Origin of the sequence: Paraburkholderia sp. (genome assembly GCF_049581445.1) — a bacterium.
GTDB lineage: Bacteria > Pseudomonadota > Gammaproteobacteria > Burkholderiales > Burkholderiaceae > Paraburkholderia.
Window position 1 is genome coordinate 35,174 of sequence record NZ_JBAURZ010000362.1, and the last position, 18,336, is coordinate 53,509.

Here is an 18,336-nt window from a genome sequence, read left to right on the forward strand (position 1 = left end):
GCCGCATCTTCAGGACATTCCCGCTTTACTTCTGATAGCCGGCCTGACGTACTGCGCGATCCGCAGCAGCATTTCCGGCCGTCAGAGCTGAGGCCACGTCCGTCTGTCCAGCGAGAGCACCCGCAATGGCCTGACCCACGACAGTGCCGAATGACTGGAATTCCGGAATCGCCACGAACTGGACACCGGTATAGGGCACGGGCTTTGCGGTCGGATGATTCGGATCGGCAGTTTCGATCGCATTGCGAACGAATTCAGAGAACGGCGCCGCCTGCTTGTACTCCGAAATCTGATAAGTCGACTGTCGGGTACCGGGCGGCAAGGATGCCCAACCGATATCAGACCCGACCATCTTGATGTATTCCTTCGACGTTGCCCACTCGATGAATCGCTTTGCGGCATCCTGCGATCGTGACGTCTTCGGAACCGCGAGCGCCCATGACCAAAGCCAGTGAGCCCCGTTGGGCGTCGCCTGCACGGGTGCCGCCGCAAACCCCACTTTGTCCGCAACCGACGATTCCTTGGGGTTATAGAGAATGCCCGCAGCGGAGGTCGCATCGACCCAGATCGCGCACTTTCCGCTCGTCATCAACGAAAGATTCTCATTGAAGCCATTCGAACTTGCGCCGGGAGGGCCATCCTTCTTCATCAGGTTTACGTAGAAACTTATCGCATTGTTCCACTCAGGCGACGTTAGCTGGGCCTGCCACTTCTCGTTGAACCAACGTCCACCGAACGTGTTCACGAGCGTTCCAACATACGCCATGTTCTCGCCCCAGCCCGCCTTTCCGCGCAGACAGATGCCATAGACGCCGTTGGCCTTGTCGGTCAGTTTGTCGGCGAACTGCTCGATCTGCTGATAGGTCGGTTGGGACGGCATCGTCAGGCCCTTCGCCGCGAACAGATCCTTGCGGTAATACGTCATTGAGCTTTCGCCATTGAATGGCAACGCGAACAGCTTGCCGTCATAGGACAAACCATCGCGGACACTCTTAAACAGGTCATTGACATCGTAGTCCGCCGGCAGGTTGGTCATTGGGACCAGCCAACCGCGCTTCGCCCATAACGGTGCTTCGTACAACCCTATCATCAGGACATCGAACTGACCGCCGTTGGTCGTGATGTCCGTAGTCAATCGCTGGCGTAAAACGTTCTCTTCAAGAACCACCCAGTTGAGCTGGATATCCGGGTTGGCCTTCTCGAAGTTAGATGAAAGCTTTTTCAGCTCGATCTGATCGTTGTTGTTGGGAACCCCGATCGTCACAGTCGTCGCATTCGCGACGCCTGCGCCCAAGACACCGCAAACTGCGGCGAGTGTGACGAATCGTCGGCATAGCGCAGGCAGGATTCGCCGATTAATGTAAAAGGTCGCGTTCATTCTTGTCTCCTTGATTCTCACCGTTCATGAACTTCTCACAGGGATCTTCGATTGAGCATGAAGAACCCACCACCGGACACCAACATCCACGGAAAGGACGTGATACGGATAGATGTCCTCGTTCCGCAAACACTCGCACTTCACAACTTCTTACGCACCGTCAGTCGTTTGTTGCCTCACGCCTTCCATGATGCGGCGCCCTTCATCACCGACTCCAGAGGTCCGCGCGCAGTCCCTGCTCGGTCCGTCAAGCACTGCCCTCAATGAGTCACGTAATGGTGTACCCACCATCGATCAGCAGATTCGCCCCGTTTATCATGGCCGCCTCGGTGCTCGCGAGATACAGGATTGCAGCGGCAATCTCCGCGGGCTTCGCAAACCGGCGAGTCGGGATCGCAGCGCGGGCGCGATCGCCCGTTTCTCCGGCCCAGCCACTCAGCCCGAGCTCAGTCTCCACAACCGTAGGTGAAATGGCGTTGACGGTGACGCCCATCGGCGCCCATTCGAGCGCCATGCAATTAGTTATGCCAATAATTCCTGCCTTGCTTGCGCAATAGGCGAGGTGCCCTTCGATACCGATCACGGCTGCTTGCGACGCCAGATTGATAATTCGTCCGCTTCTGCGTGCGAGCATACCCGGGGCGAATTCGCGGGCGACCAGAAACGGTCCGGTCAGGTTGACCGCGATCGTCTTGTCCCACGTCTGCAGAGGAAAGTCTTTCGCCGGAGCCAGCGGCCCGATCCCTGCGTTGTTGACCAGCACATCCACGCGGCCGAATTGCGCGTTAATTTCGTTCGCTACGCGGGCGACCGATGCAGCGTCACTGACGTCCACGGTCCATCCCTGATGCGTCGGGCCCAACGCCGAGGCGACCTCCGCGACGGAGGGCAAAAGGTCCATGAGCGCGACGGTGGCGCCGGATCTTGCGAACAGTTCAGCTGTCTTGTGGCCGATACCGGATGCCGCACCGGTAATGGCGACGACGGTGCCTGCAAAATCGTATGCAGTGTTCGATTGGGTGAGCACGATGGTTTCCTTGATCATTTGTTTCTGAAATGGCGTGATATGCGGACTCGAGCAGCATCGCCCCCATCGACCGCGCCTCTAACTCATCCAGTTCCCCCCGTCGACGTTGAGCGTCTGTGCAGTGATGTAGTCGGCATCCGCTGAAGCGAGGAAAACCGCTGCACCCGTCAACTCGTCGGGCCGTCCCATGCGCCCAAGCGGGACCGCCTCTCCAACAAGGCGCTTTTTTTCACCAAGCGGCCGGTTTTCGTAACGAGAAAAGAGCGCATCGACTTCCTTCCACATCGGGGTATCAATTACCCCAGGCGCAATTCCGTTGACATTGATGCGATGCGCAGCGAGCGCCAGTGCTGCCGACTGCGTATAGCTGATAACCGCAGCCTTGCTCGCGCAGTAGTGGGCCACCAGCGCTTCACCACGGCTTCCCGCCTGCGATGCCATATTGATGATCTTTCCGCCGCCGCCCTGGTCGACCATTTGTTGGGCTACGCGTTGCATCAGGAAAAACATCCCCTTCACATTCACTGAAAAGAGGCGATCAAAAATGTCCCACGACTCATCGAGGATGGGCCGCATGTCAAAAACCGCTGCGTTGTTGAACAGAACATCGATCCGGCCGAAACGCTCAATCGTTGAGCGAACGATGGCTTCGATGCCGTCACGCTTCGTCACGTCTGCCTGAAGTAGAAGCAACTTTTCCTTTGCTGCATCCGCGTAGGTCGCCTCAAGCTCTGATGCGGGCTTGACGTCGACGACAACCACGTTGGCGCCTTCCTTCAGGTAGCGGCGTACGACTGCCTCGCCAATTCCCGCTGCGCCGCCGGTTACGATTGCAACCTTGTCTTTCATCTGCATTTCCAGTCTCCTGATTCGGATAAAGCTTCGTTTTGTTTAACTTCATGCTGCCAGTGGAACTTGCCAAACGGCTCGCATTTAACATAAGTAGTGCTATTTATTATGGTTTTTAATCTGGCCGGCAAGGACAACCACGACTGAAGGTAATCAGGTCATCAAGCGATGCATGCATCGGCATATATGCCGATGACGTTGCGAACCTTGCTCTGCACGATGCTCATAGGAGACGCATCAATTTCGCCGCGTCGAAGCTGCCAATATTGATCTGGCAGGTAGCGGCTTAGCAGGTTTTCGGGTATGGAGACGGCATTAAGGTTGCTGATCAGCTTTTGAGCCGCCGAGTCGATCGCGGGATCAGCCCAGTAGTACCGGACGCGATCGCTGTAGCTGTACGTACGCAGCAGCCGCTTTTCCTGATCGTCGCCGTGATAATACTTTTCCCAGTTGCCCGGCTTCGCGAGCATGATTTTTTCTACGACCTGGCGCAGGTTCGAACGATCCCGTTCCGCGATCAGTTCAGACTCGATGTCTGCCAGTGCGTAGAGTGCCTCTCGCAATGCGAATGTCACGCCAGGCCCCACCTTGAGAATGGCAAAGCCGTCCCGCACGAGTGCAGCCAGCGACTCAGGTGTCTGATAGTCCGTCGAGTGGGCTTCGAAGACCAGCCCCGGCAGTTGTTCAAGGACGCGGGAAAGCTCGGTCGCCAGTTCAGGCTTGTAGTTAACAACCTTCGTGTGATCGAATTCCACTCCGGGCTGCACGACCAGGCCGATCACGCGCTCCCACGCAGCATCCAGCCCACGGACACGCCACGCATCGCGATGGACGGCGACTGTGTCCAGCGCAGCCTCCCAATGCGTCACTTCGACCGTTTCAAGTTCTTCCGCAGCACCGCCGGGTACGGGCACTTCTGTACCAATGATGTAAACCGGCTTTTGTTCCTTGGCTTCGCGATGGGCGGCTGCTTCAGCAATCGCACAAAGGCGTGACGCACGTTCGGCGACCACTGCATCTGACAATCGGGCAGGATCGTCGGCGCAACTCATGCTGGTATCGAGATGGATCTTTGTGAATCCCGCCGACACATAGGCATCAATCAGTGCGTCGGCGTGAAGCATCGCTTCTTCGGAAGGAAGGTGCCGCCAGGTGTTTGGTCCAAGGTGGTCGCCGCCAAGAATCAGTCTGTCTCCTGGAAGTCCCACACGATCCGCAATCAGATGGACGAAGCGCACAAAATCTGCCGGTTTCATTCCGGTGTATCCACCAAACTGGTCCACCTGATTCGAAGTCGATTCGATCAGAAGCGGCGTACCGTCGTCCAGGGCCTGCTTCATGGCAGCGCCGAGCACCCAGGGATGAGCAGAACAGATGGAATAGATTCCCTTAAGCTTTTGTGATGCCTGAACATCACCGGAAAGGCGCGCAACGACGTTATGCATGATGTTGCTCCCCATTCTTCAAAATGAACTCGTCGAGTTCGGCGAGGGTCGCGGTCCCTTCCATGGGTCCCCGGAATGTGACGGCTCGCGCGCCGCTGGCGCACGCATAGCGCAATGCCGTTTCGGCATCGAAGCCCTGCGAACGACAGGCGACGTAGGTTCCTCCAAAGCAGTCACCGGCCCCGGTCGGATCGACTTCCTTGACGCGGAAAGGGGGAACGCGAATTTCATTTTTTCCGTCGAAAAAGCTGCACCCGTCCTTGCCGCGCTTGACGACGACTTCGCGAACGCCTCGCTTCAGAAGTTCCTCGATAGCACCTTGTTCGGTACTTGCACTGGCCAGCAAAGTGACCTCATGACCGCTTGGCAGGAAGACGTCCGTGTAGTCGAGAATGAAATCGAGCGCCTCGCGCATTTCGGGGATTCGTAGCATCTCCTTGCGAATGTTCGGATCGAAACTCACCGTTCCGCCGTGCCCCTTAACGGTCTCGATGACTTTCTTCATCGCTTCGATGATGCGAAACGAAAACAGTGACGAGCCCATCACGTGAAAATGCTTGCAGTCTTTCAGCAGGTCGTCCCTGATATTGCCGACCGCAAGCTGCCCCGACGCGCTATTGGCGATGTTGAAGATGAAATCGCGCTCGCCGTCCTCACGATACGTAACGAAAGCGCTGCCCGTTGTCGCAGTCTTGATGACAGAGATTCCCGACACATTGACGCCGTCGGCGCAGAGGCGTTCCACGTTCAGTACACCGAAGTCGTCATCGCCCACGCAGCCGATTATTGCGCACCGACTGCCTGCGCGGGCCACCTGATCAATGAAAATGGCTGGCGCGCCGCTCGGATACGGACCGATCAGGGTGCCGGGACGGCGAAAGGTCTGCCCGCGTTCGGCCGCCATGATCTCGACGAGTATTTCGCCCATCGTCAGGATGTAACCGGTCTTCCCGGCTTTATGCAGTTCAGTGTTAGCCATGGCGCTTCTTCGTTTGAACATCGATGCAGGCGGCGAATGGAATCGCGGCGTCCTTCACGATAGGTTGGTAAAAATACGGGTCACCCACCACATTCATCCTGTTGTTGATCAAGGCTTGCGGAACTCGAGTATTCCGCTTTCTCTGCGTTCAAGCCGAAACCCTTTGCTCGGCATCAAGTCCATCGTTGGCGAATCGATTCCATCATCAAGCAACAGGACATTGATGTCCGAAAGATTGGCGAAGATCTCACCGTCGCATTCGGCCAGTTGCGGCTGATAAGCAACCACGACCGTTCGCGCGGAGGCACGTCTGCCGGCCTCGAATACGCGGGCTACCGCAGGGTCAGCGCAAAAGAGGTTGCCGTCCCGGTCAACACCCGCTGCTTCAAGAATGCACAGGTCGAGTGATCTGCGCGCCACGGACGCTTCTGCGTCGGGACCGGTCATGGCTGTCGCGTTCTGGTCAAGCTGCCCACCGGTTAGTAGCAGTTCGCAGTGAACAAAGCGTTGTGCTGTCTGGGCCATACCGATGTCTTGCACCAGCAGTGCAAGATTTGACCGGTCGGAAAGAAATGGAAGGACCTTGTGGCAGATGTCGCCAGCACCCAGCATCAGCGACTCATGGTCATCGACCGTTTCTGCTGCGAACCGGGCGATTGTCATTTCATACGCTTTTTGCGCCGCACCATCGGCCACCGGCACCAGGACGCTCTCACTGGGCCGCTGCGCCAGGTATCGGGCCTTCCCAAAAGACCGAATGAGGTATCGCTGCTGTTCAAGGTAGTTCAGGTCGGTACGAATCGTGACGCTCGACACTTCGAAAGCCTGACTAAGCTCCTCGACCGATACCTCGCCGCGCTTGCGGACAAGCTCAACGATCTGCAGCCGGCGTTTCAGGGAACTCTTGTTTGCCAACATGTCTTGGACCTCGAAAGAAAACTCTTTTGTTTCGAAAGAGTCTAGTTTCGATTCGAAAGAAGGCCAAGGAATATCTATGTGCCAGACATAGTCGTTTTCCCTAAAGAGATTTGGGGTCCGATTAGGCTCGGAAGGCGATTCTCGGAGAGAACCGACTTCGTTGATCCCCGGGGAGGCGTCCGCGGCCACCTTGCTGCCGGCGGCGGCGAACATGGAGTCGCTGGGATTGCGCGATCGTGCGGAGCAGATCCTGCTCGCCGAGGCGAAAGACCCCGGTTGTTCGGCGACGCCATCAACGAACTGCCTCCTCGTCAGCGCATAAGACTGACTTCGGAGAGGAGTGACTTTCAAATGAGGGAGAAAGCAGTAGTGCGCGAGGGCGCCGACTCGACACCGTTGCCGGCCTCAACTTGACAACTTGCGCCTCCAGAAGCGGATGATCGGGATGCGTCCAAAGCCTGCGAGGATAACGAAGTATCGTTTTGTACTTTAGATCACTAACCTCGGCACTGTTCGATATAAGGATCAGTGCAATACCGATACTTCCATCGACGAGGTCTTGTTCAATGGCTTCGCGCTCAGCCTCAACGACTTATATCGTAAGGTTTCCGAACCGTTGCGTCACTGTGGATAGCCGCATAGGCATCAGATAGGCGGAGATCGTTTCGGTTACGCCGATGCGCACATTGCGGAAAAACGATATGAAATGCTGCCAAGGTCTGATCCGAGGTCAGCCGTCCACAGTGAGATCGGGCTTGACTGCAAAGATCAAAGGCTCGTTGTGGATTAATCGGCCCACAAACCCGGAGATGATGAAGCTGCGATAGCCGACTACTAATAGCGCAATTCTCAGAGCCGCCCCCCGTTTTTGGCTCGGATCGCTCAACTTGCAAGCGCTGCAAAAAGTGGCCTTCGTCTTACTGCTATCGCATCATGGCCGGTGCAGTGTCTTCGTCCAGCGGCGCTGCTGCCGATATAGGACCAGGCGCCATGTGGGAGAGCTTCATCATGCGTGGCTGGAGCAGTAGCGCGACGAGTCCGCTCCAGCCGGTCTGATGCGAAGCGCCGACGCCACGTCCGTTGTCGCCGTGAAAGTACTCATGGAAGAGAACGAGATCCTGCGAGCGGGGATCGGCCTGCAGCATCGGATAAGCTGCCATCACGGGTCGCAGGCCCTGTGCATCTTTGAGGAACAGCGTGGTAACACGCTTCGCGAGGTCGTCGGCAATCTCGCTCAGCGAAAAGCGATTGCCCGAACCCGTTGGATATTCGACGCGAAACTCATCGCCATAGTAACGATGAAACTCATAGAGGGATTCGATCAGCAGGTAATTGACTGGTATCCAGACCGGTCCACGCCAGTTCGAATTGCCGCCAAACACACCCGAGTCTGATTCGCCAGGCAAATACTTGACGCAGAAGCTCGCACCGCCATGATCGAAGACATACGGCGCATCATGGTGTACGCGTGTCAGCGCACGCACGCCGTGCTCGGACAGAAATTCACTCTCGTCAAGCGCCCGACGCAACAGCGCGGACATCCGATACCCGCGCAGCAGAGAAAGCAGCGTGGTGTTTCCCTTTCCGGGTTCGGTCCAGCGCGACACCAGTTTTGCAAGATTCGGCCGATGATCGAGAAACCATGCTAGCCGTTCACGCAATCCAGGGAGATGGCCATACACCCGCTCTTCGAGCACGTGAACGGCAAACAGCGGGATCAGTCCGACAATCGACCGAATGCGCATCGGCGTGCTGGTTCCATCGGGAAGGTGCAGCAAGTCATAGAAGAATTCATCGTGATCGTCCCACAATCCAGTACGGCAGCCATCGCCGCAACTGATCGCCTCTGCAATATAAAGGAAATGCTCGAAGAACTTGATCGCGATCTCAATGTAAGCGTCATTTTTCATCGCCAGTTCGAGCCCAATCTGCATTAGATCGAGCGAGTACGAGGCCATCCATGCGGTGCCATCGGCCTGATCGATGCGGCCACCGATCGGACACGGTGACGACCGGTCGAAGATGCCCACGTTGTCGAGTCCGAGAAAGCCGCCCTGAAAAATGTTGCGATCATCGGCATCCTTGCGGTTGACCCACCACGAGAAATTCAGCAATAGCTTGTGAAACATCATTTCAAGAAAAGCGGAATCACCAACGCCTGTCACCTCGCGGTCAAGTTCGTACACGCGCCATGTTGCCCACGCATGGACCGGCGGGTTCGCGTCGCTGAAGGCCCACTCGTAAGCGGGCAACTGCCCGTTGGGGTGCATATAGCGGTCCTTCACGAGTAGCAACAATTGCTTCTTCGCGAAATCGGGATCCATCGCTGCGAAAGCGACCGCATGAAACGCGAGGTCCCAGGATGCGTACCAGGGGTATTCCCATTTGTCTGGCATCGACACGATGTCGCCGTTACACATGTGGCGCCAGTCCGCGTTGCGGCCATGTCGACGTGAGTTCGGTGGCTTCGGTTGGCCGGGGTCACCGTCGTGCCAACGGGTCACGTCGAACTGGTAATACTGCTTCGACCACAGCATCCCGGCAAGCGCCTGACGTTGCACGAGCCGTGCGTCGGCGTCGGCGATGTCGTGCTGAAGTACGGAATAGAATTCGTCGGCCTCTGCTTTTCGGCGCGCGAACAGCGCGTTCAAATCCAGAGGAACGGCTTCAAGAGTCGATTCGGGACGCCAGCGCAGATATAGCACTGATGTTTCGTGAGGAGCGAGTTGCAGGTACACATGCGCAGCAGCGCGGGTGCCCTTGTCGCGTCGGATTGCCTGCTCGTCGCCATCAATGAGGTAGTCGTTGATGCCGTCCTTGAACGGTCCCGTTCCAGCCAAGCCGAAAATGCGGCGCACGTTCGTTTCATTTTCGCAGAAGAGCCATTCGACTGGCTGTTGTGCCGACGCCGTCACGATCGTGGTTCCAAGCGCAGGATTATGGGCAACGACGCGTGCGCTTTCCCCCGCACCGGGCTCCAACGTGAGCGAGGGTTTGCCGCCCTTGCCGGACCATGCCCACCTGTTGCGCGCCCAGAATTGCGGCAAGACGTGCAGCACCGCCAAGCTGTCGGCGCGGTTTTCGATGGTAACGCGCATCACGATATCGTCGGGTGTGTGCTTTGCATACTCGACGACGATGTCAAAGTAGCGGTTGTCGTCAAATACACCCGTGTCGAGGATTTCGTACTCCGGCTCGTCGGCGCTGCGTCGCCGGTTCTCGTCGATCAGATCCTGATACGGATAGGCATCCTGAGGATATTTGTACAGCATCTTCATGTACGAATGAGTCGGTGTACCGTCGAGATAGAAGTAAAGCTCTTTTACATCCTCGCCGTGATTGCCTTGCTCATTTGTTAGTCCGAAGAGCCGTTCCTTGATGATCGGATCATGGCCGTTCCAGAGCGCGATAGACACGCACCAGTCGAGCGGGTCATTGCCGAATCCGGCAATACCGTCCTCGCCCCAGCGGTACATTCGGCTACGCGCATGGTCATGAGGGAAGTAATCCCATGCGGTGCCATATTCACTGTAGTCCTCACGAACGGTACCCCATTGACGTTCGCTCAGATAGGGACCCCAGCGACGCCAACGGTCAAGTTCCGCCCCATGGAGGCGAGACCCCTCTTTTGAGTGGAGTAGATTGATTGTGCGTTGCGCTCGCATGAAGCCTCCCGAGCCGAAATCGACCGTGCTGAATCGATGCTTGAGAAAGTACTCGTGCCCCTTTGAAGGCGAGCACGTTGGAAAAGCCTGTTTCGCGCTAACTGGCAATGAGGTTTTGACGGGCAGCCAGAGATTCATTATAGGCCAGCAGCGCGCGACCCTCGGCATTGGCAGTTGGTCGCGCAGCTATTCCCGTGCCTTGGCGCCGGAGCAGTGGGCGCAGGCGGGTGTGGCCGTTTCTGGATTGGGGCACGGCTGGCGACTTCACCAGCAGCTTCAGAACAGATATTGAACTCCCAAAGCCGCTCACGTTCGGCCTGACCTATGTTCCGGAATCCTTAACGGTCCGCAACGCCCCGATCTGCGAGCGCACGTAGGTGACGTGCTCGCGTAGCGCGTAGAACTCGTCGGCGTAGGCGAGCGGCATCTGGAGCTTGTTGAGTGCCTTCTCGACCGCATCGAGTTTCTTCGTGAACTCGGCGTATTTTTCCTCCGACGGATCGTCGAGCACGCTGCGCTCGAGCGCGATCAGCTCGCCGTAGCGCCGGTAGAAGCGGGACTTGACGCGCCAGGCGTAGAGCGGTGGCACGAAGCGCAGCGCCGGTATCAGCAGGACAAATACGGGCACGAGCAGTACCAGCAGGCGGTTCGTGAGGCTCGCGAGCCAGAATGGCATAACGCGGTACAGGAAGCTCTTGCCGGACTTGTAATAGCGCGCGGCGTCCGGGCTCAACGGGAAATCGTGCGCGACGGGCGCCGGAAACTCGCCGGCCTTCTGCAGCAGGCTGGCACCGCTATGAACCTCGCCGGCGGCCTCGACGAGCAAGTCCGAGAGCGCGGGGTGCAGCGTGTCGCGCGCGATCAGCTCCACGGTCGTTGCGATGGTGTCGGTGGATCTGGGCGGCAGGTTATCGGCCAGGTCGAACGCGCCCATCGGGACTTCGAACTGGCTCAGAAACGGGAAGCTGCGTATGTAGGCTTTCGCTTGCGTGAAGCTGAAGAGCCGGATATCGGGCGTCCGGATCATTTTCTCCATGAGCGCGGGGCGCGCCGAATCAGCCGTCAGGAAGGCCACGTCGACCGTGCCCGCCAGCAACGCGTTCACGGCGTCCTCGCCGACGAGCGGCAGCATCTGCGTGTCGTCGTTCGGTTCGACACCGTTTGCCCTCAGCAGTAACAGCACGATCTGGCGGGTTCCGCTGCCTTCGCGGCCGATGGCGAGCCGCTTGCCCTTGAATTCCGAGAGCCGCATGAGATCGGGGCCGCGATAGAAGACGAAGAGCGGCCAATTGCTGACGCTGCCGAGCGACATCAGGCCTGATTGCCGCGTGTCGGGCGAAATGACGCTTGGGATACTCGTGAGGCCGCTCTGCACGAAGCCGAGGTCCACATGACTGGCGGGATCGGCGAGTCGATTGAGGTTCTCCAGCGTGCCTGACGACGTTAGCACGCGCAGCGTTACACCGTTGCGCGCGAGGATCTCCTTGTACTTTTGTGCGGCAAACCAGAAGCGGCTGTACTGCGGACCCGCGGAGATCGTCAGGGTACTGGGTGGCGCGGGCTGGATCACGCGGATGACCACCCAGATCACCACCGCACCGACAATCACCATTATGCCGACAGAGACGACCAGATCGAGCCATGAGATGGCGACATGATAGGCGCCTTGGCGTAATGCAGGCTCATCTGGGCTGGTTTTGTCCGGATGCTCCAGAGAACGTTTGGGGGAGGCATGCTTATCCATTTTTGACACAGATAGCGTAGCTTCAGGATGTGGATTGGCCGATAGGCCATATGATAGGACTTTGTGCTTGTCTTGCCTTAACCTTCGCGCCCGTGCCGATGTTTCAGCAGAGCAAATCATCGCATGGGCACCCGACCATATGGCGTCGTACAAGGAACCCCTGATCGTCGAATGCTTCCCCGGGTTGCCCCGAGCGGGCAGCGGGAAGGTTCAATGGCGGCTGCTGCAGGAGCGGGAGAACAGCACATCAGCCCCCCGAAAGTGGCAGATTTTGTCAATCATTGGGCAGCTTTTGACATGGGAACAAACGGCCGCCGGCGCTAGGATAGACTCCCATCAATGGCATGAACACGAACAGAGGGCTGTTCGCTGCCGCATTGAGTTTTGGCTCATGAAAAAAGTGGAGACGCGATGAGTTACACCGCCCCGGTGAAAGATATGTTGTTTGCCATGACGGAACTGGCCGCACTTGACCAGATCGCGGCTTTGCCCGGTTTCGAGGACGCGACGCTGGAAACCGCCCAGGCCGTGCTTGAAGAATCCGCCAAACTCTGCGGCGAAGTGCTGGCACCGTTGAACGTCGAAGGCGACCGCAACCCGAGCAGCTGGAAAGACGGCAAGGTCACCGCCACACCGGGTTTTGCCGAAGCATTCCGGCAGTTTGCCGAGGGCGGCTGGCAAGGCGTGCAGCATCCGCTCGACTACGAAGGTCAAGGGCTGCCCAAGCTGATCGCCACGCCGTGCGTCGAAATGCTCAACGCCTCGAATCTCTCCTTCGCGCTGTGTCCGCTGCTGACTGACGGTGCAATCGAGGCGCTGCTCACGGCCGGCACCGAAGCGCAGAAACAGACCTACGTGCCGAAGCTGATCTCCGGCGAGTGGACCGGCACGATGAACCTCACCGAGCCGCAGGCGGGCTCCGATCTCGCGCTGGTGCGTACGCGCGCCGAGCCGCAGGGTGATGGCTCGTTCAAGGTGTTCGGCACCAAGATTTTCATTACCTGGGGTGAGCACGATATGGCGAAGAATATCGCCCATCTCGTGCTGGCTCGTACACCGGATGCACCGGAAGGCGTGAAAGGCATTTCGCTGTTCATCGTGCCGAAGTTCCTGGTCAATGCGGATGGGTCGCTCGGCGAGCGCAACGACGTGCATTGCGTGTCGATCGAACACAAGCTCGGCATCAAGGCGAGCCCGACCGCTGTCCTGCAGTTCGGCGATCACGGTGGCGCAATCGGTCATCTGATTGGCGAGGAGAATCGCGGCCTCGAGTACATGTTCATCATGATGAACGCGGCACGCTTCGCGGTGGGCATGCAGGGCGTCGGTGTCTCAGATCGCGCGTACCAGAAGGCGGTCGCTTACGCGAAGGAGCGCGTGCAGAGCCGCCCTGTAGATGGCTCGGCGAAGCAGCCGGTTACCATCATCCATCACCCGGACGTGCGCCGTATGCTCTCGACCATGCGTGCGCTGACCGAGGCGTCGCGGGCGCTCGCCTATGTGGCGGCGGCGCATTGCGATATCGCCCATCGTCATCCTGATGCAGGCAAACAGGCGGAACACCAGGCGATCTATGAGTTCCTCGTGCCGATCGTGAAGGGTTGGAGCACGGAGCTGTCGGTGGATGTCGCGAGTCTGGGCGTGCAGGTTCATGGCGGGATGGGCTTCATCGAAGAGACCGGTGCGGCCCAGTACTATCGCGACGCGCGCATTCTGCCGATCTACGAAGGCACGACGGCAATCCAGGCAAACGACCTGATCGGGCGCAAGACGGTACGCGACGGCGGCGCGGTGGCGAAATCCTTGCTGGCGGACATCGCGGAAACGGTCGCGGCGCTCGGCGTCCAGCAGGGTGCGCCGTTCGAATCGATGCAGCGTCATCTGGCGCAGGGGCATCGTTCGCTGCAGGCGGTGGTGGAGTATGTGGTCGCGAACACGAAGCGTGATCCGAATGCGGTATTCGCGGGCAGCGTGCCATATCTGAAGCTGGCGGGTATCGTGCTGGGCGGCTGGCAGATGGCGCGCGCGTTGCTGGCCGCTTCTGCGAAGCGTGCGGACGATCCGTCGTTCTATGGCGCGAAGATCGCCACCGCGCAGTTCTACGCAGAGCACGTGCTGTCACAGGCGACGGCGCTGGAAGCGTCGATTGTCAGCGCGAAGGGTGATGAAGGTGTGCTGGCGTTGTCGGAGGAGCAGTTCTGAAGTTGACGCTAGGCGTGCGATTGCATGCCTGAGAAAACACCACGTGCAATGTCAAACGGCGCCTCTTCAGGCGCCGTTTGTCTTGCGGGACTGCCCAATAACCAAAACAGAAGACAAGTGCTGCACGTTCGATGGACGCCCGACTGAACATCAGACCTACAATGTCCATGTTCAAATCACTCGAACCGGGTGCATGACTGGCATCCAGCCGCTCGATGCGCGCCGTTACGGCGCGGAAGACCGGGTGCTGGCTTCGCTGCGCGAGACCTTCGGCAAACTCGGGGCTGATGCGGACCCGGCTGGCTACCTCATCAGCCGCGTGGCCGAACATGGACGGCGCCGCGGGGAGGAAACGCGCGAAGTGGCACAAACCCTGCGCGACGCAGACATCGAACCGACGATGAGCGAGGCGACCGCACGACTTCAGGATGGGCTGATCGACACGATGCTCGAGTTCGGCATTGAATACGACGGCACCTTGCCGTTCGATTGGCGGAGCTTCTTCGACCGACTCCAGCGGGATTAGGCGCTCGACACAGAAGGGCGCTTGCGCGCAGCCCCGTTCCTTATGTTCTACGAGGGCCGCGTTGGCCTCGCGACGCCGCGCCGGTCGCTCGGTGGCCGATCCACCATCATCCTCCAGACCGACCCGCTGACGCTGCATATTTCCGTTCGCTTTCCGCCCGGAAGGTTTGGTAAGCGCTCGGATTCTGCGCCGCATATTCGTCCGTTCCGCATCTGGGTTCGCTGGCTACACTCGCCGCAGATCAATCAGCTACCTGCAGTAGCGACCCCACGCGGAAGGAAACAATCATGGTGCGTCCCAGTCAAAGCGGTGCGACTTCGTCCAAGGCGGTCCGGCAACTTTTGCTCGTCGCGATCCTGACCGTTGTATGCGGTCTGCAAGGATGCGCCAACTCCATTGAAACCCTTGGGCTCGGCCTGGGCCTCGGTGCCGCCGGCGCAGTTGGCGGTGCCGTCTGCATGATCAGTTGCCACTGACTCCCCCAAGGTCGCCATTGACGTGACATTGAACTGCTGCGCGACTGGCTGTGTCGAACCTCGATCAGTGACAATTTTACTGACGCTTTGCCGCAGTTTCGCTGCCGTGTCGCCACCCTGTCGCATTTGCGGCAACCTTTGCCGCTCGTCGCCGGGCGGTGCCTTAATTTCCGCGGTAGTGCTGGCAGGAAGGTTCCAGCTTGCTGCCGCCGCTGTTTCAAACTGAATGAGGTCAAGAGATGGATCAGGATAGCTGGGACGCGCTGGATCATTTCTTCTGCGAACAACTGCTGCCTGTCGATCTTGCGCTGGATGCCGCGCTGGAATCGAGTGCGGAGGCAGGGTTGCGATCCATCAACGTGTCGCCAAATCAGGGCAGGTTTCTGAACCTGCTAGCCAAAATTCATGGGGCGCGCCGCGTTCTCGAGATCGGCACGCTGGGCGGTTATAGCGCCATCTGGATGGCGCGCGCACTGCCGTCAAGCGGCACCTTGGTGTCGCTGGAAATCGATCTGCTCAACGCCGAAGTCGCACGAGCCAATCTTGCGCGGGCTGGCGTGGCGTCGATTGCTTCTGTTCTGGTGGGGCCGGCCATTGAGAGCCTCAAAGGCCTGATCGACAAGAGGGCCGAGCCCTTCGACATGGTCTTTATCGACGCGGACAAGAAGAGCTACCCGGACTACCTGCGGCTCACTTTGCAGTTGCTGCGGCCAGGCGGCATCATCGTCGCGGACAACGTGGCGCGCGGAGGGCGGGTGGCCGACCCGCGTAACCATGAGGACGATGTCGTAGGGCTGCGCCAGTTCTTGCGCATGCTGGCATCGGATACGCGTCTGAGCACCACGGCGATGCAGACCGTAGGATCCAAAGGATGGGACGGTTTTTCGCTGACGCGCCTGTCCACGGAGTGACAAGCGGGGCCCGCATGCCAACGGCAACGGGCGCCCCTGACTACATTTAGAAGTCCGTACTCACCGAGAACCACGCAGTGCGTGGCGTCCCTTCCGTCAAATATCCACCCAGAGCCGACGACCAGTACGCACGATTGGCGACGTTTGTCACCATCACGCGGAACGTGGTGTCGTGACTGAACACCTGGGTGTGATACCGCGCGCCGACGTCAAAGCGCGTCCACGAGGCGAGCGGCAACGTATTGGCTTCGTCGAGATACTGCTTGCCCGTATAGATTGCACGCGCCATCAACGTTGCCCCCGGCAGCTGGGGTAAGTCGTATTCCAGATTGGCGTTGAACGTCCACGCCGGTACGCCGATAGGCCGGTTGCCGTTAAAGGTGCCGCCGTCAGTGTTCTGGAGCTGTGCATCGATGTACGACACGCCGCCAAGCACACGCAGGCCCTTGATGGGCTCACCATACGCCGACAGTTCGACGCCACGGTGCCGCTGGGTGCCGTCGGTCGCGTAGATCATCGTCGTAGCGTCGGTGTAGGCGACCGGCTGTTTGATCTGATCGGAAGGCGCGCTGCCTACTATCGCCGTCAACCGCAACTCCGCTGCCCGGCGATCTTTCACCCGCTCATGCCGGCCGAGAGGTTGCGACAGGCGCGCAGGTCGGCGTCCTGGGCAAGCAAAAGGTAAATTTTCAATTATTACAAGGGAAAGAGGGGGGCTTGGTCGTGCACGCGTTGCAGATTCACGTGGCGAACAAAGGTCGCAACCCGCGAATAGGCAACACGTCGATTGCGGTGAGCGAGCTGGTTTGCAGCGTTATTTCATCGACGCCCAGAAGTCGCAGTGATGTTCCTTGGCGTAGGCGTCGCCGGTAATGATTTCGGTGGCGCCACCGGACAGGAGTCCCAGGCGCTGCGTTTTCGCTTCGTCGTAACGTGGCCAGGTCGCTTGCGATGGCGTGTTGGGGTCGCCCAAACGCGCAAAGCTGGCCCAGTAGCGCATCATCATGTGCGAGAGCCGAGTTTGCGCCACGCTGAGCGGCAGAAAGCCACTCGACTGGCCGCTCGAGACTGGCGTGGTCGCATCGCCACGCCAGATGTACTGCATTTCCGAAGTGTGCGCGGCGCCAATTTCAAATGAGGGCGGCACGACCATATAGGGCGTATGCGGCGCGGTATCGTCGCGGAACTCATAGGTATAGGTGGGCACCCAGTTGGATAGCGCGGCTTCCACCGGCACCGAGCCGCACGCGAACCGCGAGTCGGTCTGCACTGCGGCGAGTGCGACACCGGGTGCGGGATAGGCGCTTACCGGATACTCGGCGAGCACGCGGTCCGCCTTGTCGCCTTGCTGACTGCGCACGGCTGATTGATAGCCGTCCGCCGTCAACGGCTGGCGGATCATGTCGTTACCTTCGTAGACGAACACGCGCGTCTCATGCCGCACATTGCCGACCAGCACGGGCACGCGGTTGAACTTGCCCGAGCGGAACGCGTCGAGCACGGGCACCGGTTGTGCCGCACCGCCGGTGACAGGGCGCCAGGTCAGATTGGTTTTGGCCTGCGCATCGATGATCTCAGCGGGACTTTTGTTGCGCAGACACGCTAGTGCGGTAGCCGGGTCCGCGCAGCCGATTGCTTCGGCAAAGGTCTTGCCGTGCGCGGCGGCAGTGTCATGACTGATGACCGCGCAGTCGCCGATACTCTCGATCACCGCCCGGTTAAAGAGGCCCGCCGCTGAAGGCGACGCGAGCAGCCAGCACACCGATCCCGCGCCCGCCGATTGCCCGCCGATGGTCACATTGTTCGCATCGCCGCCGAACGCGCCGATATTCTGCCGGACCCATTGCAACGCGAGGATTTTGTCGAGGTCGCCATAGTTGCCGCTTGACTGGCCGTCGGCCGATTCAGTATCAAGCGACGGCAGAGAAAGATAGCCGAGCGCGCCGAGCCGGTAGTCGACCGTCACGACGATATTGCCGTGCGAGACGATCTGCACCGGTTGCATGTCGTTGCTCGCGCCGTTGATCCATCCGCCGCCGTGGAACCAGACGATCACGGGGAGATGTGCCTCGACGTGGCGCGGCTTCCACACGTTGAGGTAAAGACAGTTCTCGTTCCAGCTTGCGGCGTTGCCGGGACGCCAGAAGGTGGCGGCTTGCGCGCAGGCGTTGGCGGGCAGGGTCGCGTCGCGCACGCCGTCCCATGCGGGAGCGGGT

The 18,336-nt window shown here is 59.2% G+C and carries 14 protein-coding genes; 4 read left to right on the forward strand and 10 right to left on the reverse strand.

Annotated features, from left to right (window positions below; all coding sequences use genetic code 11):
* Nucleotides 1–25: 25 nt before the first annotated feature.
* From WCA85_RS31070 to WCA85_RS31105, 8 genes are all read right to left on the reverse strand, one after another.
* Complete coding sequence (locus WCA85_RS31070; RefSeq protein ID WP_424068851.1) at nt 26–1,378, reverse strand: ABC transporter substrate-binding protein; 1,353 nt, start codon at nt 1,376–1,378, stop codon at nt 26–28.
* Nucleotides 1,379–1,646: 268 nt separating this feature from the next.
* Nucleotides 1,647–2,423, reverse strand: coding sequence for a GolD/DthD family dehydrogenase (locus WCA85_RS31075; protein ID WP_424068853.1), 777 nt, complete (start codon nt 2,421–2,423; stop codon nt 1,647–1,649).
* Nucleotides 2,424–2,483: 60 nt separating this feature from the next.
* Nucleotides 2,484–3,260 carry an L-iditol 2-dehydrogenase gene (locus WCA85_RS31080; protein ID WP_424068855.1) on the reverse strand — a complete coding sequence of 259 codons (777 nt, stop codon included), beginning with the start codon at nt 3,258–3,260 and terminating at the stop codon, nt 2,484–2,486.
* A gap of 155 nt (nt 3,261–3,415) precedes the next feature.
* Nucleotides 3,416–4,699: a D-tagatose-bisphosphate aldolase, class II, non-catalytic subunit gene (locus WCA85_RS31085; RefSeq protein WP_424068857.1), complete on the reverse strand. Its 1,284-nt coding sequence runs from the start codon at nt 4,697–4,699 to the stop codon at nt 3,416–3,418.
* On the reverse strand, nt 4,692–5,678 hold the full coding sequence (locus WCA85_RS31090; RefSeq protein WP_424068859.1) for a tagatose kinase: 987 nt from the start codon (nt 5,676–5,678) through the stop codon (nt 4,692–4,694). The genes WCA85_RS31085 and WCA85_RS31090 overlap by 8 nt, the downstream gene beginning before the upstream one ends.
* A 108-nt stretch (nt 5,679–5,786) precedes the next feature.
* Entirely contained in the window at nt 5,787–6,809 is a 1,023-nt protein-coding gene (locus tag WCA85_RS31095) for a DeoR/GlpR family DNA-binding transcription regulator (protein WP_424068861.1), read from the reverse strand.
* Between the two features lie 710 nt (nt 6,810–7,519).
* Nucleotides 7,520–10,261, reverse strand: coding sequence for an MGH1-like glycoside hydrolase domain-containing protein (locus WCA85_RS31100; protein WP_424068878.1), 2,742 nt, complete (start codon nt 10,259–10,261; stop codon nt 7,520–7,522).
* A gap of 322 nt (nt 10,262–10,583) precedes the next feature.
* Entirely contained in the window at nt 10,584–12,005 is a 1,422-nt protein-coding gene (locus tag WCA85_RS31105) for a TAXI family TRAP transporter solute-binding subunit (RefSeq protein WP_424068862.1), read from the reverse strand.
* A gap of 411 nt (nt 12,006–12,416) precedes the next feature.
* Between WCA85_RS31105 and WCA85_RS31110 the strand changes: the two genes are divergently transcribed.
* The 4 genes from WCA85_RS31110 to WCA85_RS31125 all read left to right on the forward strand — a co-directional run bounded on the left by WCA85_RS31110 (nt 12,417) and on the right by WCA85_RS31125 (nt 16,120).
* Nucleotides 12,417–14,207, forward strand: a complete 1,791-nt coding sequence (locus WCA85_RS31110; RefSeq protein ID WP_424068864.1) for an acyl-CoA dehydrogenase — start codon at nt 12,417–12,419, stop codon at nt 14,205–14,207.
* Between the two features lie 193 nt (nt 14,208–14,400).
* Entirely contained in the window at nt 14,401–14,733 is a 333-nt protein-coding gene (locus WCA85_RS31115; RefSeq protein ID WP_424068866.1) for a DUF1932 domain-containing protein, read from the forward strand.
* A 287-nt stretch (nt 14,734–15,020) separates the two neighbouring features.
* Complete coding sequence (locus tag WCA85_RS31120; RefSeq protein WP_424068868.1) at nt 15,021–15,209, forward strand: hypothetical protein; 189 nt, start codon at nt 15,021–15,023, stop codon at nt 15,207–15,209.
* Nucleotides 15,210–15,448: 239 nt separating this feature from the next.
* Nucleotides 15,449–16,120: an O-methyltransferase gene (locus WCA85_RS31125; protein ID WP_424068870.1), complete on the forward strand. Its 672-nt coding sequence runs from the start codon at nt 15,449–15,451 to the stop codon at nt 16,118–16,120.
* Nucleotides 16,121–16,166: 46 nt separating this feature from the next.
* Here WCA85_RS31125 and WCA85_RS31130 read toward each other — a convergent pair whose 3' ends face one another.
* On the reverse strand, nt 16,167–16,709 hold the full coding sequence (locus WCA85_RS31130) for a TonB-dependent receptor domain-containing protein (protein WP_424068872.1): 543 nt from the start codon (nt 16,707–16,709) through the stop codon (nt 16,167–16,169).
* Between the two features lie 225 nt (nt 16,710–16,934).
* Nucleotides 16,935–18,336 (reverse strand): carboxylesterase/lipase family protein (locus tag WCA85_RS31135; protein WP_424068874.1); only part of this gene is annotated, 1,402 nt, incomplete at its 5' end.

Coding starts and splice junctions, on each gene's coding strand:
- WCA85_RS31080 (WP_424068855.1), bottom strand. CDS start 3,260: ATGCAGATGAAAGACAAGGTTGCAATCGTAACCGGCGGCGCAGCGGGA.
- WCA85_RS31090 (WP_424068859.1), bottom strand. CDS start 5,678: ATGGCTAACACTGAACTGCATAAAGCCGGGAAGACCGGTTACATCCTG.
- WCA85_RS31075 (WP_424068853.1), bottom strand. CDS start 2,423: ATGATCAAGGAAACCATCGTGCTCACCCAATCGAACACTGCATACGAT.
- WCA85_RS31095 (WP_424068861.1), bottom strand. CDS start 6,809: ATGTTCGCCGCCGCCGGCAGCAAGGTGGCCGCGGACGCCTCCCCGGGG.
- WCA85_RS31110 (WP_424068864.1), top strand. CDS start 12,417: ATGAGTTACACCGCCCCGGTGAAAGATATGTTGTTTGCCATGACGGAA.
- WCA85_RS31105 (WP_424068862.1), bottom strand. CDS start 12,005: ATGGATAAGCATGCCTCCCCCAAACGTTCTCTGGAGCATCCGGACAAA.
- WCA85_RS31125 (WP_424068870.1), top strand. CDS start 15,449: ATGGATCAGGATAGCTGGGACGCGCTGGATCATTTCTTCTGCGAACAA.
- WCA85_RS31120 (WP_424068868.1), top strand. CDS start 15,021: ATGGTGCGTCCCAGTCAAAGCGGTGCGACTTCGTCCAAGGCGGTCCGG.
- WCA85_RS31070 (WP_424068851.1), bottom strand. CDS start 1,378: ATGAACGCGACCTTTTACATTAATCGGCGAATCCTGCCTGCGCTATGC.
- WCA85_RS31115 (WP_424068866.1), top strand. CDS start 14,401: ATGACTGGCATCCAGCCGCTCGATGCGCGCCGTTACGGCGCGGAAGAC.
- WCA85_RS31085 (WP_424068857.1), bottom strand. CDS start 4,699: ATGCATAACGTCGTTGCGCGCCTTTCCGGTGATGTTCAGGCATCACAA.
- WCA85_RS31100 (WP_424068878.1), bottom strand. CDS start 10,261: ATGCGAGCGCAACGCACAATCAATCTACTCCACTCAAAAGAGGGGTCT.